This is a genomic window from Streptomyces verrucosisporus (assembly GCF_017114865.1).
Taxonomy (GTDB): domain Bacteria; phylum Actinomycetota; class Actinomycetes; order Streptomycetales; family Streptomycetaceae; genus Streptomyces; species Streptomyces fenghuangensis.
The window spans coordinates 18,219-31,744 of the sequence record NZ_JADEYH010000029.1 but is presented as its reverse complement, the minus strand read 5'-3'; the positions used below and the strand labels follow the sequence as shown (position 1 = coordinate 31,744).

Below are 13,526 nucleotides of genomic sequence, written 5' to 3'. Positions count from 1 at the left end.
CGATGCCCACTACGCCACGAGACCCGGCGCGGCGACCCCCCTCTTCATACGCGGTTCCCTGCCGAAGAAAGCGCGGTACTTTTCGACCGTCCCGATCTCCTTGAGTATCTTCTTCACCCATGCCTGGGTGTAGACGTACTGGTCGAAGGCTTCGTTGTACGAGCAGTACCTGGCGACGGTGGCATACGGGTCGCCGGAACCCTTGGCCGGGCGAACACCCAGCCGCTTCCACATCTCCACATGCTCCCCGGAAGCGCTGAAGTGGAAGGGCAGTTGCTTCTCGACACGGGCCGCGACCTGCGCCGGACGCATCCTGTCCAGATCCGCCACTTCGACATGGCGATCCCTGGTGATGACGGTTCCCTTGCGCCCGGCCTCGACCATGGTGCGTCGCTCGTCCTCGGTCAGGTCGTCGAGCTTGACGAAGTTGACCGCCAGGTCTGCGTCCGTCCTGGAGCCTGTGATGGGCACAAGCCGTACTCGGTAGTCGTATCTGGGGTCGTCAAGAACGGACCGATCGATGCCCGCCTCGTACCTGGCCACCAGGTCGCGAGTCTTCCTGGGTAGTTTCCTGGCGGCCTTCCGCATCTCCTCGTATCCGTCCGCAGTCAACGCCTGGACGGATAGCGGGAAGCGGAGCCGGTCGGCCAGGCTGTGACTCGCACCGAAGTAACCGGTCATCTCCTGCTCATAGTTGATGACGTAGGCTTGTGCCTTCCCGCCTGTGGCGATCCTCAGGTTGGGCTCGTAGCGGTGTTCCACCTTGTTACGCAGAGCAACGAAGAGTTCCGCATTGACGCGCACCGTGTCACCGCTGTCGGGGAAGCGCTCCTTCAGGCACTTCTCGAGATCCCAGGCCTTGGGTTCGCCGTCGATAATGCGGTAGCGACCGGTTCGGGGATCCCGGTAGTGGTAGTCGACCCCGTCCTTGTGGAATTCCGAGTGGAGCAGGTAGTGCCATGCCTTGTGCATGTGGGTGAGGAAATCGCTGTAGTCGCCGCTGGAGCAGTTCCATTCATCGATCGCTTTGAGGGCGTGACGCTGGGACTCCATGAGGATGTGGTACCACCGGGGATGGGCCATGAGGAGCGTCGCTCACTTTCGTCCGGGGATGGAGAAATCGATTCGCGAAGTGGTAGGGCCGTCTGCAGAAGACACGATGTGGGCTGCCTCCCGCCACCTGCGGCCGTCCGCCTCGGGCCATGAGCTCAGGCAGCGATCGAAAGAGCGCCGACCGGGAAGGTTCCGGCGTCAGGTGGCGGGCGCTACGGGCCTGTTCAGCTCCACCGGCCCCGGATCTTCCGGCCGAGTTCGCTGTGCGGGTCCAGGAGCGCGCCCGCGACGCGGCCGGCGGAGTCCTTCACACCACCGCTGAAGTTGAGCCGACCGGTGGAGCCGACGCTGGCGCAGACGCCGTCCCAGTAGGCGGGTTCGCGCTCCCAGCGGACGTCGGCGAGCAGGTGCGTGATCCTCTCGTAGCCCATGGCGTCGCCGGGGCCGCACCAGGGGGTTGCGCGGTGCAGCAGGATGCCGAGGCCCGCCATCACGGCCGGGGCGGTGATGGCGCCGCGCCGGGCGAAGTCGGGGAAGTGGTCGCCGATCAGGCGGGAGACCAGGCGGACGACGACCGCCTCGGCCTCGTCGGCGTCGGTGTGGGGCGGCAGGTCCTCCTCGCGGACGTGGGTCGCCGTGTACTGCACGCCCTTGCCGCCGAAGACGGTGGTGGTGATCAGCGCCCGCAGCGCGGACAGCGTCACGACCTCCTTGTCGGCCTTGGTGAGCTGCCGCTTGCCGGTGTTGACCAGCCTGCCGAACGGCACCCGCCGGCCGTCGTCCGACTCGACCTCCAGCTTCTCGCCGACGGTGTGGGCGAGGCGGGTGGCGAGGTCGCGCTGGTCCATGGACATGGCCAGGTTCTTGGCGACGTCGACGCCCTTGACGTTGCGGTCGTAGAAGATCTGCCGTGCGTCCGCCGGGGAGAGCTCCAGGTAGAGCTCGAAGGGGATGCGGACCCGACCGCCGAGCTCGGTGTAGGTGAGGCCGAAGGCTTCCGGGTCCTGGTAGATGTCGTGCCAGGCGGTGGTCTGGGTCTCGCCGTCGATGGCGATCACCATGGCGTCCGGGGCGAGGGTCAGCGTCCGCAGGCCGGATCCGGGGACCAGTTCGTCGCTCATCGCGGCGATCTCGCCCGCGTGCCAGAGCGTGACCGGGGGCGTGGACCAGGCGGCGCCGTGCTTGCCGAGGATGCCGGCGGCGATGTACTCGGCGTAGGCCGGGATGTTCTTCCCCTTCTGGGACTTCAGCGTCCGCTGCACGGTCGCGCGCAGTTCGGCGCGGCGCCGGTCGTGTCCGGACGCGGTCCTCAGGGCGCGCGGGTCCTCCTCCCGGCGCGGTGAGGGCACCAGGCGTACGAGCGTCGCCAGGGACATGGTGCCGATGACCGCGTCCTCGCGGAACGGCATGACGGTGAGAGGGATTCCCTCCGGGGTGCCGCTCGGCATGGTCAGGCGCATGGGTGCCCCCTGGGTGGCTGGGTGGTGGTCGGTCGGCCCTCGCCCAGCCCCGGGGCGCCGTACGTTTCCCGGCGTCCCGCCGGGAGGGGACGGGGCGGTACGGCGGGGGCCGGGCGTCCGAGGACATGGCTGTGGCAAGGGAAGTGGCGCTTCGCGTCGGGGAGTTCCGCTCACCTCCGGAAGCATCCACATCAAAGCACGACAGCGAAAGCACTGTCCAACAGCTTCTATGAGTTGACGCTTGCTGTATGGTGTGACCACGCCGACCATCGGAGCCAGGACCGACCCATGCCGCAGCCATCCGCACCATCCGCCCAGGTGACGGCCGCCGAGATCTCCCGCATCGCGGGCGTCACGCGCGCCACCGTCAGCAACTGGCGCCGCCGGCACGAGAGCTTCCCCGCCCCCTCGGGCGGCACGGACAGCAGCCCGCTGTACGACCTGGAGGAGGTCCGCGCCTGGCTCGCCTCGCGCGGGCAGCACACGGCCGCCACGCCCAGCGGGGAGCTGCGCACCACCCTGCGCCTGCGCGAACCGGCCGGTGCGGGCACCTCCGATCTGCTCCTGCTGGTCCTGGCGGCCGCCCGCCGCCCCGCCGGCGACCTCGCCGGCCTGCTCGCGCTGCCCGACGCCGACCTGGTGGAGCGGGCGAACGACGCGGCGGCCGGGGTCGCGGACGTGGTGCCGGGCACCGAACCCGTCCGGTTCACCGCCGCCGACACCACCGTCCTGCGTGCCCTGCTGCTCTGCGTCCGCGACGAGAGCGCGCAGACGGCGCTGGGCGTACTGGCGGAGCGGGAGCTGGAGGACAGCGCCGCCAGCGGCGCCTACCGCACCCCGGCACCGCTCGCCGACCTGTTGGCCCGTCTGGTCCCCGGCTCCCCGGCCCGCGTCCTCGACCCCGCCTGCGGCAGCGGCACCCTGCTGTCGGCCGCCGCCACACGCGGCGCGCGCGAGCTGTACGGGCAGGACAGCCTCCCCGTCCAGGCACGGCGCACCGCCGTCGGCCTGACCCTGACGGCCGGTCAGGGAACGGACGTCACCGTGCGCACGGGCGACAGCCTGCGCGCCGACGCCTTCCCGGACCTCACCGTCGACGCCGTGCTGTGCAACCCGCCCTACGGCGACCGGGACTGGGGCCACGACGAGCTGGCCTACGACCCGCGCTGGGCGTACGGCTTCCCGCCCCGCGCCGAGTCCGAACTGGCCTGGGTCCAGCACGCGCTGGCCCACCTCTCCCCCGGCGGTCACGCCGTGCTGCTCCTGCCGCCGGCCACGGCCGGCCGCGCGTCGGGCCGCCGCGTACGGGCGGAACTGGTACGCAGCGGGGCGCTGCGCGCGGTGATCGCGCTGCCGGCCGGCGCGTCGGTGCCGCTGCACGTCGGACTCCAGGTGTGGGTGCTGCGACGGCCCGAGCCGGGCGGCCCGGAGCGCAGGTCGGTGCTGTTCGTGGACACGGCGGCGGATACAACGATCGGTACGGCGACCGCGCGGACGCGGGGCGGCGGCCGGTCCGCCGCCCTGGACTGGGAGGGGATCACGGCGCGCGCCCTGGACGCGTGGCGGGCGTTCACCGAGAGCCCCGACACGTTCGAGGGCGAGCCAGGCGTCGCGCACGCGGTCGGCCTGGTGGACCTGCTGGACGACGTGGTGGATCTGACGCCGGCGCGGCTGGTGCGGGCGTCACGGTCGGAGATCGACCCGGTGGCGCTGTCGGCCGAGACCGACGCCGCGCGCCGCGGCCTCGTCGAGGCCGCGCGGTCCCTGGCGCGGACGGCGGGCCGCGAGGGCTGGAGCGCTGCGGGCGCCACGGCCCGCGAGTGGCGGACGGCGACGGCCTCCGACCTCGCCCGCGGCGGAGCGCTCACCCTGCTGCGGTCGCAGCCGGACAGCGCACGCACCCGGGCACAGGCCGCGAACGGTGAAACCGGGGAAGGCGGTGGGGGTGGGCGGCCCGAGGCGCGGGCGGTGCTCACCGCCTCGGACATCGCCACCGGGTCGGGTCCCACGGGCGATCCGGCGGGGCTGCACGACGACACCGCGCCCGTGATCGCCGCCGGGGACGTCCTCGTCCGGGCGATCGCGAGCGCGGACGGCCCGATGGCCCGGGTCGCGGGCCAGGAGGACGCCGGGGCGCTGCCCGGTCCCCACGTCCACCTCTTCCGGCCGGACCCGGCACGCCTGGATGCCTGGTTCCTCGCCGGGTTCCTGGGCGCGGAGGAGAACATCGCGGGCGCGTCGACGGGAAGCACGATCCTGACCGTCAACCCCGGCCGGCTGCGCGTGCCCCTGCTGCCGCTGGAGGAACAGCGGCACTACGGGGAGGCGTTCCGGCACGTGCACGAGCTCCGGGCACAGGCGCGGCGGGCGACCCTGCTGGCGCAGGAGACGGCAGGGCTGCTGGCGAGCGGACTCACCGGCGGGCAGCTGCTGCCGTCGCGGGCGGCGAACGAAGTACGCGACCAGGGTGACGATTCGCCCCATTAGGCACGCGGCTTCCCACACATGGACCACACTTGTCGGGCCGTCCCGGCCGGCCGATCGACTCGGTCCGGCCCGGGCGGCGGGGTCGGGACATTTCGGAAGGATTCCGGGGATTCAGTTGAACAGCAGCAAGCACACGGAGTTGGCGAACCACGCGTGGTCCGTCGCCGACCTCCTGCGGGGGGACTACAAGCAGTCCGACTACGGCAAGGTCATCCTGCCGTTCACGGTGCTGCGGCGACTGGAGTGTGTGCTGGAGCCGACCCGTGAGAAGGTCACCGAGATCGCGGAGCAGTACAAGGACGGCGACATCGACCCGGACCGCTTCCTGCGCCGGGCCTCGGGCCACGCCTTCTACAACCGGTCCGGCCTGACCCTGAAGAAGATCGCCGCCGACCCGCAGAACGCGGCGAAGAACCTCACGGTGTACGTGGGCGCGTTCTCCGACAACGCCCGCGGCGTGCTGGACCGCTTCGAGTTCGCCCAGCAGATCAAGCGGCTGGACGGCGCCGGGCTGCTCTACCAGGTCATCGGCAAGTTCACCGACCTGGACCTGCGCCCCGGGACCGTGCCCAACCACAACATGGGCTACATCTTCGAGGAGCTGATTCGCCGCTTCGCCGAGCAGTCCAACGAGACGGCCGGTGAGCACTTCACGCCGCGTGAGGTCATCCAGCTCATGGTGCGCCTGCTGGTCGCACCGGACGGCGACGCGCTCCAGCTCCCGGGCGCGGTGCGCACCGTCCTCGACCCGGCCTGCGGCACGGGCGGCATGCTCTCCGCGATGGACGACCTGATCACCGAGCTGAACCCGGACGCCACGGTGGAGGTGTTCGGCCAGGAGCTCAACCCCGAGTCCTGGGCGATCTGCCGGTCCGACCTGATGATCAAGGGCCAGGACCCGGAGAACATCGCCTTCGGCAACTCCTTCTCCGACGACGGCCACGCCCGCAAGACCTTCGACTACATGCTGGCCAACCCTCCGTTCGGCGTGGAGTGGAAGAAGGTCAAGGACGAGGTCGAGGCCGAGCACAAGGCGCTCGGCGAGGCCGGCCGCTTCGGCGCGGGCCTGCCGCGGATCAACGACGGCTCGCTGCTGTTCCTCCAGCACATGATCTCGAAGATGAAGCCGGTGGACGTGGACGGCGGGGGCGGATCGCGCCTGGCGATCGTCTTCAACGGCTCGCCGCTGTTCACCGGCGCGGCCGGCTCGGGCGAGTCGGAGATCCGCCGCTGGATCCTGGAGAACGACTGGCTGGAGGGCATCGTCGCCCTGCCGGACCAGCTCTTCTACAACACCGGCATCTCCACCTACTTCTGGATCCTGACCAACCGCAAGAGTCCGGACCACAAGGGCAAGGTCGTACTGCTAGACGCCCGTGAGCAGTGGCAGAAGATGCGCAAGTCGCTCGGCGACAAGCGCAAGCAGCTCGGCGCGGACCACATCGCCACGGTGGTCAAGCTGTACGGCGAGGTCCTGGCCGTGGCGGGCGACGCGAACCACCCGCTGCACGGCAAGGTGAAGATCTTCCGCAACGAGGACTTCGGCTACCAGCGGATCACGGTCGAGCGCCCGCTGAAGCTGCGGTTCGAGATCACGGAGGAAGCGCTGGCGGCGCTGGAGGCGTCCAAGCCGATCCAAAGGCTTGAGCAGGCTCCGCTCCTGGCCGACGCCTTCAAGTCCCTGACGGGCACGCGCTGGGACACCAAGCAGGAGGCCTGGATCACCCTGAAGGACGCGGTCGTCCAGGCCGGCGGGAAGTGGCCCACCGGCGCCCCGTTCTACAAGGCGCTGCGCGAGATCATCGGCGTCCGGGACCCTGAGGGCGAGGTTCAGCTCGTCAAGGGCAAGACCGAGCCGGACACGGAACTGCGGGACTACGAGAACGTCCCGCTGGGCGAGGACGTCGAGGAGTACCTGGCACGCGAGGTCCACCCGCACGTCCCGGATGCGTGGATCGACCACAGCAAGACCAAGATCGGCTACGAGATCCCATTCACGCGGCACTTCTACGTCTACGAGCCGCCGCGGCCATTGGCGGAGATCGACGCGGAACTGAAGGTGCTAGAAGCGGGGATTCAGCGACTTCTCGCGGAGGTGACAGAGTGAGCGAGGCAACCAAGCTGAAGTACTGCCTCGTCGCATCCGATGCGGGAACGTGGGGAAGCGACCCCGATGACACGGATACTGTTATCCCTGTGCTGCGCTCCACGGAGATCGGCCTCGACGGCTCCGTCGATACCCAGGCGCCAGCGCTGCGCTCCCTGACCTCGGCCGAGCGAGTTCGCACGCGGCTACATAAGGGCGACATTCTCGTGGTGCGCTCCAGCGGTAGCGATTTGCACCTCGGAAAATCCGGGTACGTGAACACGTCTGCCGCAGGTCACTCATTTTCCAACTTCTTGCAGCGTCTGCGTTTCGCTCCTGAACACAGCCCACGGTTCGGGTGGTACTTCCTCAACTCCCTCCACGCCAAGCAGCAGATTCGGAAGCTCAGCTCCACTACTACGGGCCTTCAGAACCTCAGCGCAAGTCTCATCGCTGAACTGGAGATGCCCACACCTTCCCCGGAAGAGCAGCGCCGCATCGCCGACTTCCTCGACACCGAGACCGCCCACATCGACCGGTTGATGAAGGCACGCCGTGCGCAGGTAACAAATCTCGCTGAGCGAGATTATGCCTCAATTTCCGAGGCTCTCATCCCTGGTTCTCTCCTCAAGGGAGCGGGGAAGGGAATCTTCCCATGGCTTCCGAAACTGCCCGAGGATCGCCCTCTGGTGAGATTGGGATACGTTTGCCGAATTCAGAACGGAATCACGGTCGACGGCAAGCGTGACGTGACTGGAGACGTGGTAACACGCCCTTACCTGCGGGTCGCTAATGTACAAGCAGGACACGTATCTCTCGATTCCGTGGCAGAGATTACAGTGCCTCGTGCAGCTGCAGAACGCAGCACACTCCGCGTCGGCGATGTACTCATGACTGAAGGCGGCGACCTCGACAAGTTGGGTAGGGGCACAGTCTGGAACGGCGAACTACCTAACTGTCTGCACCAAAATCATGTCTTCGCTCTGCGCCCCGATAAAACCGTCCTCGACGGTCACTATCTGGCGCTAATGACTCAAACCGTGCACGGCCGCTGCTATTTCGAGAGCACAGGAACGAAAACAACAAACCTAGCCTCAACCAATAGCAGCAAGATCCTTAACTTCCCCATCCCGTTGCCTTCCCTGAAGATTCAGCGCACTCTTGTCAGCCAGGTACATGAGAAACTTCAGACGACCGCAAAGATCCGTTCGCTACTCAACCGGCAACTCACCCTAATGGCCGAGCGCCGCCAGGCCCTGATCACCGCCGCCGTCACCGGCCAGTTCGACGTGAGCACCGCCTCCGGCCGAGGAGTTGACGTGACATGACCGCCCCTTCCGTCCCCTTCCTCGCCCGCCTCCGGATTCGGGACTACAAGTCAGTCGCCCACTGCGACATCCGGCTCGGTGCTTTCAACGTCCTGTTCGGGCTGAACGCCGCCGGTAAATCCAACGTGCTCGACGCGGTGCGCTTCCTGCGGGACGCCCTCTCGCTCGGCCCTGCCGAAGCAGCAAAGGAGCGGGGCGGCTGGGAGGCGGTTCTGCGGCGCGTGCCCACGGCTGCCGACGCGTGCACCATCGCGCTGGAGTTCCGGATCGAGGCGTCGTTTCCGGATCTGCCCGAACCGGTCGATGCCATGGCGGAAGGAAGCTACGAGGTCTCCTTCAGCAGGCGCGGCGCCGTGCTGGAGCGGTGCGAGATCACCTTTCCCGGTGGTGAGGCAGCGGACGCAGGTTTCTTCGCCGAGGGCGGCCTGGTGTCCGAACCGGAAACCGGGCAGCCGCTCGGCAAGGTGCGCCCCGGCGCGCTGTACCTCCCCCTCGCCGGAACGGCGGAACCATATGACCGGCTGTACTCCGCGCTCACCTCGATGTTCTTCCACACACCCGACCTCGCCGCTCTCCGCGATGCCCGCCCTCCGACCGGCGTCGACACCCTCGCCGAGGACGGGGGCCAGCTCGGCGAGGTCATCGCCCGTATGGCCGACTGGGAGCGGGACCGCGTCTCCGCCTACATGGGCGCCATCGTTCCGCGTCTGACCTCCGTCGGTCCGGAATCGGTCGACGCCCCCTACATCGCGGCCACGATGACCATGGACACCGACGACGGAAGCGGTCCCGTCCGCTTCGGTGCCGAGTCGATGTCGGAGGGCACGATCCGGGCCCTCGGCCAGCTCGCCGCGTTGTACCAGCCGCCGGCGCGCGACGGCCGTATCCCGCTGGTGGCGATCGAGGAACCGGAACTCGCTCTGCACCCGCTCGCCGCCGGCGTGCTCTTCGACGCGCTCACGGAGGCGAGTGAGACCGTGCAGATCCTGGCGACCAGCCAGAGCGCCGAGCTGTTCGACCGCAAGGAGGCCGACCTCGATTCCCTCCTCGTGGCGGTGGCGCGCGACGGGGTCACATCGATCGGGCCGGTCGACGCGGTGGGCCGTTCCGTCGTCGCGGACGGCCTGGCGACGGTCGGCGAGCTGCTGCGCTCGAACCAGCTCAACCCGGACCTGGGGGAGGACAGCCGTTGAGCAGCGCACCGGGGCGGACGACGATCGCCTCCATCGTCGAGGGCGAGGGTGAGCTGACGGCGCTCCCCGTCCTCGTGCGGCGGATGCTGTACCAGGAGCAGATCTGGGACGCGGACGTACGCCGGCCCTTCCTCGTCGGGCGGGGCCGGCTGGTGAAGCAGGGCGGTCTGGAGGCCGCGATCGAGGTGGTCGCGCGTGGCCTTCCCAGTCCGTGCGAGGGAGGCGTCCTGGTCGTGATCGACGCCGACGACGACTGCCCGGCGACATTCGGCCCGGAACTGCTGCGCCGAGCCGAAGCCGTACGGCCGGGACTGCGCGTCTCGGTCGTCCTCGCCAACCGCGAGTTCGAGTCATGATTCCTGGCCGCCGCACCATCGCTCGGCGGCCGGGCCGGTCTGCCCGAGGGGCTGGAGGTGCCGGAGGACAGCGAGACACGGCGGGACTGCAAGGGATGGCTGTCCCATCAGCGAGCCGACCGGGGCAGGTACCGGCCGCGTGTCGACCAGGCGGCCCTCGCGGACGCCTTCGACCTGGACCTCGCCGGGAAGAACTCGCGTTCCTTCCGGAAGTTCGCCCAGGACGTCAACTATCTGATCACGGGGACCAGGGGGAAGTAGGAATGCCCGTACACGACGAGTCGTCCTTCGGCTCCGCCATCGTCGCCACGCTCCGCGAGCGCGGCTGGCGGGAGGCGAACGCCGAGGACTACCAGGCCGATCTCGGCCTGAACACCAACGAGCTGTTCACCTTCATCGGCGCCACTCAGCCCGAAGAGTGGGACGAGCTGCTCACCGTCTACGGCGGCAACCCCAACGAGGCTCAGCGCGGTTTCGCGCAGCGCCTGGACCGGGCCATCGCCGACGACGGGCTGCTCCACGTCCTGCGCAACGGTGTGAAGGACCGCGGGGTCCTGCTCCGCGTCGCCTACTTCAAGCCCAACCTCATCTCCGCCGACTCCGTCCTCGACGGCTACCGGGCCAACCGCCTCACCGTCGTCCGCGAGCTGCCCTACGCCACCAAGCAGGCCGACTGGGGTCACCGCCTGGATCTGACCCTGTTCCTCAACGGCATCCCCGTCGCCACGGCCGAGCTGAAGAACCCGCTCACCGGTCAGGGCGTCGAGCAGGCCAAGGAGCAGTACCGGACCGACCGCGACCCGACCGAGCTGATCTTCACGCGCCGCGTGATCGCCAACTTCGCGGTCGACCCGGACCTGGTGTTCGTCACCACCCAGCTGCGCGGCAAGAGCACCCGGTTCCTGCCGTTCAACACCGGCTCCAACGGTCCCGGCCGGCCCGGCGGCGCCGGCAACCCGGCCCCGACCGTCCCCGGCACGTACGCCACGTCCTACCTCTGGGAGCAGGTCTGGCAGCGGGACAACTGGCTCGACCTCCTCCAGCGTTTCGTGCACCAGCAGAAGCAGAGGACACCCGGCGGCGGAACCACCAAGTCGACGATCTTCCCCCGCTTCCACCAGTGGGACGTGGTCCGCAAGCTCACCGCGCACGCGTCCGTGCACGGCGCCGGTCAGAACTATCTGGTCATGGCTTCGGCCGGGTCTGGGAAGTCGAACACCATCGGCTGGCTGGCCCACCGCCTGAGCGATCTGCACGCCGACACCGATCCGGCCGCCCTCGACTCCGACGCCCTCGCCGAGGGCCGCATCAAGCCCGGCGAGCCCGTCTTCGACAAGGTCATCGTCATCACCGACCGCCGCGCCCTGGACGCGCAGCTCTCGGCGACGGTCGGCAGCTTCTCCCAGACCGACGGCCTGGTGGTGAAGGTCGACGAGAAGCACGGGGCGAAGAGCGAGCAGCTGGCCCGCGCCCTCTCCCGGGACACCGGGAAGATCGTCACGGTCACCCTGCACTCGTTCCCGGCGCTGCTGAACTACATCAAGGACAACCCGACCGAGATCAAGGGCACCCGCTTCGCGATCGTCGTGGACGAGGCGCACTCCTCCCAGTCCGGCGACGCCGCCACCGCCGTGAAGTCCGCCCTGCGCGACCTCGGCCTGGACGCCGACTCGGACGACGAGGGCGCGACCGAGGTCACCGTGGAGGGCAAGCTGAAGGCGAAGGCGGTCGAGCGCTCCCGGGCCGCCAACCTCTCCTACTTCGCCTTCACCGCCACCCCCAAGGCCAAGACGCTCGAACTCTTCGGCACGGCGGGCGCGGAGAACGGCAGGACCGTCTACCGGCCCTTCCACACCTACTCCATGCGTCAGGCCATCGAAGAGGGCTTCATCCTCGATCCCCTGCGCAACTACGTCACCTACAACACCTACTGGAAGCTGGCGAACCTCAACCGCGACGAGAAGGAGGTGGACCCCTCCAAGGCGAACAGCCTGCTCGCCCGGTTCGCGCTCATGCATGAGCACACGGTCTCCCAGCACGCCCAGGTGATCGTGGAGCACTTCGTCGCCCACACCCGCGGCCGGCTCGGCGGGCGCGCCAAGGCCATGGTCGTCACGGCCTCCCGCCAGTCCGCCGTGGAGATGGCCCGCGCCATCAGGAGCTACATCGCCGACCGCGAGTACGACACCAAGTACCCGGACCTCGGCGTCCTGGTCGCCTTCTCCGGCTCCCTGACCATCGACGGAGAGGAGACCACCGAGAGCAAGGAGAACGGCGGTCTGCCGGAGAGCGGGCTGCCCAAGGCGTTCGCCTACACCCGCGCCGACGACAGGGCCGCGAAGGCCGGCGGCAAGGGGCAGCGCGAATACCGGATCCTGGTCGTCGCCGAGAAGTACCAGACCGGCTTCGACCAGCCGCTCCTGACGACGATGTACGTCAACAAGACACTGACCGGCATCGCCGCCGTGCAGACGCTCTCGCGCCTCAACCGCACCGCCGACCGCAAGTCGCAGGCGGACCTGGCCGTCCTGGACTTCGTCAACGACGCCGAGGACATCCAGGACGCCTTCCGCCCGTACTTCCAGGAGGCGCACACCCTGCCCTCCGACCCGAACCTCCTCTACACGGCCCAGAGCCGGGTCATGTCCGCACCGATCGTCTCGGAGCAGGACATGGACGCGTTCGTCGCCGCGTACTTCGAGGCGCAGGAGAAGGCCGGCGGCTCCCAGGCCAAGTGGGAGAAGCTGCACGCCGAGCTGTACCGGCTGCTCTCCCCCGCGGTCACCCGCTTCAGCGCCCTCCTGGAGAGCGAGGAAGAGGACGACGTCGAGACGGCCGAGGAGTTCCGGGCCCACCTCAACGACTACGTCCGCAAGTACGGTTTCCTCGCGCAGATCGTCCCCTACCAGGACGCCGACCTGGAGCGGCTGTACCTGTACGGGCGCTACCTGCTCAACCGGCTGCCCCGTCTGGCGGACGGCGGTGTCGACATAGGCGAGGTCGACCTCAGCCACCTGCGCGTGGAGAAGACCGGCGAGCACGACAAGTCCCTCGTGCCCGAGGGACCGGCCGAGCTCAGGGGGTTCGGTGACGGAGCCGGCGGCGGCAAGGAGGCCGAGAAGTCACTGCTGTCGGAGCTGATCGAGAGGTTCAACGCGAAGTTCGGCACGGAGTTCACCGAGGAGGACGTCCTCCCGGCCTTCAACGCCACGAAGAAGGACCCGAAGGTCCGGGCCGCCGCCCTCGTCAACGACGAGGAGAACTTCGGCGTCGTCTTCGACAAGAAGTTCGAGGAGAACATGATGGACCACGTCTCCACGATCGACACGCTCGGCAAGCGGTACTTCGGCACCGACCGGGATTTCAAGTCCAACCTCGACCGCAGCGCCCGCCGCGCGGCCTGGCGGATGATCCGCCGGGAGGAGGGCCTGGACGACTTCTGACGGCGACCCGGGGGACCGGAACCGAGCGGGTGCCGGTACTCCGGGGCGCGCGCAGCGTGCTCCGGGAAGACTGGCGGGACGGGCTGGACGCGGTGATCACCTTGCGGGGAGACTGGCCGC

General features: G+C 68.8%; 9 protein-coding genes. 7 read left to right on the top strand and 2 right to left on the bottom strand.

The window, feature by feature from the left end:
• Positions 1-9: 9 nt before the first annotated feature.
• Together IQ279_RS23575 and IQ279_RS23570 are read right to left on the bottom strand one after the other, a co-directional pair.
• A complete protein-coding gene (locus IQ279_RS23575; protein ID WP_241028616.1) occupies positions 10-1,053 on the bottom strand; it encodes a DUF3644 domain-containing protein in 1,044 nt (347 codons plus the stop codon).
• A 224-nt stretch (positions 1,054-1,277) separates the two neighbouring features.
• Positions 1,278-2,513: a DNA sulfur modification protein DndB gene (locus tag IQ279_RS23570; protein WP_206351213.1), complete on the bottom strand. Its 1,236-nt coding sequence runs from the start codon at positions 2,511-2,513 to the stop codon at positions 1,278-1,280.
• A 288-nt stretch (positions 2,514-2,801) separates the two neighbouring features.
• Between IQ279_RS23570 and IQ279_RS23565 the strand changes: the two genes are divergently transcribed.
• The 7 genes from IQ279_RS23565 (at position 2,802) to IQ279_RS23540 (ending at position 13,406) form a co-directional block, all read left to right on the top strand.
• On the top strand, positions 2,802-5,000 hold the full coding sequence (locus IQ279_RS23565; protein WP_241028615.1) for an N-6 DNA methylase: 2,199 nt from the start codon (positions 2,802-2,804) through the stop codon (positions 4,998-5,000).
• Between the two features lie 115 nt (positions 5,001-5,115).
• Positions 5,116-7,107 carry a type I restriction-modification system subunit M gene (locus IQ279_RS23560; protein WP_206351211.1) on the top strand — a complete coding sequence of 664 codons (1,992 nt, stop codon included), beginning with the start codon at positions 5,116-5,118 and terminating at the stop codon, positions 7,105-7,107.
• On the top strand, positions 7,104-8,414 hold the full coding sequence (locus IQ279_RS23555) for a restriction endonuclease subunit S (RefSeq protein WP_206351209.1): 1,311 nt from the start codon (positions 7,104-7,106) through the stop codon (positions 8,412-8,414). Before IQ279_RS23560 ends, IQ279_RS23555 begins: the two co-directional genes overlap by 4 nt.
• Positions 8,411-9,607 carry an AAA family ATPase gene (locus IQ279_RS23550; RefSeq protein ID WP_206351207.1) on the top strand — a complete coding sequence of 399 codons (1,197 nt, stop codon included), beginning with the start codon at positions 8,411-8,413 and terminating at the stop codon, positions 9,605-9,607. Before IQ279_RS23555 ends, IQ279_RS23550 begins: the two co-directional genes overlap by 4 nt.
• Entirely contained in the window at positions 9,604-9,963 is a 360-nt protein-coding gene (locus IQ279_RS28245) for a zinc-binding metallopeptidase family protein (RefSeq protein ID WP_241028614.1), read from the top strand. Before IQ279_RS23550 ends, IQ279_RS28245 begins: the two co-directional genes overlap by 4 nt.
• A gap of 57 nt (positions 9,964-10,020) precedes the next feature.
• Positions 10,021-10,224 carry a hypothetical protein gene (locus IQ279_RS28240; RefSeq protein WP_241028613.1) on the top strand — a complete coding sequence of 68 codons (204 nt, stop codon included), beginning with the start codon at positions 10,021-10,023 and terminating at the stop codon, positions 10,222-10,224.
• Between the two features lie 2 nt (positions 10,225-10,226).
• The gene (locus IQ279_RS23540; protein ID WP_206351205.1) at positions 10,227-13,406 is read left to right on the top strand and encodes a type I restriction endonuclease subunit R; all 3,180 of its coding nucleotides are present in this window, start codon (positions 10,227-10,229) and stop codon (positions 13,404-13,406) included.
• The last annotated feature ends 120 nt before the right edge of the window (positions 13,407-13,526 follow it).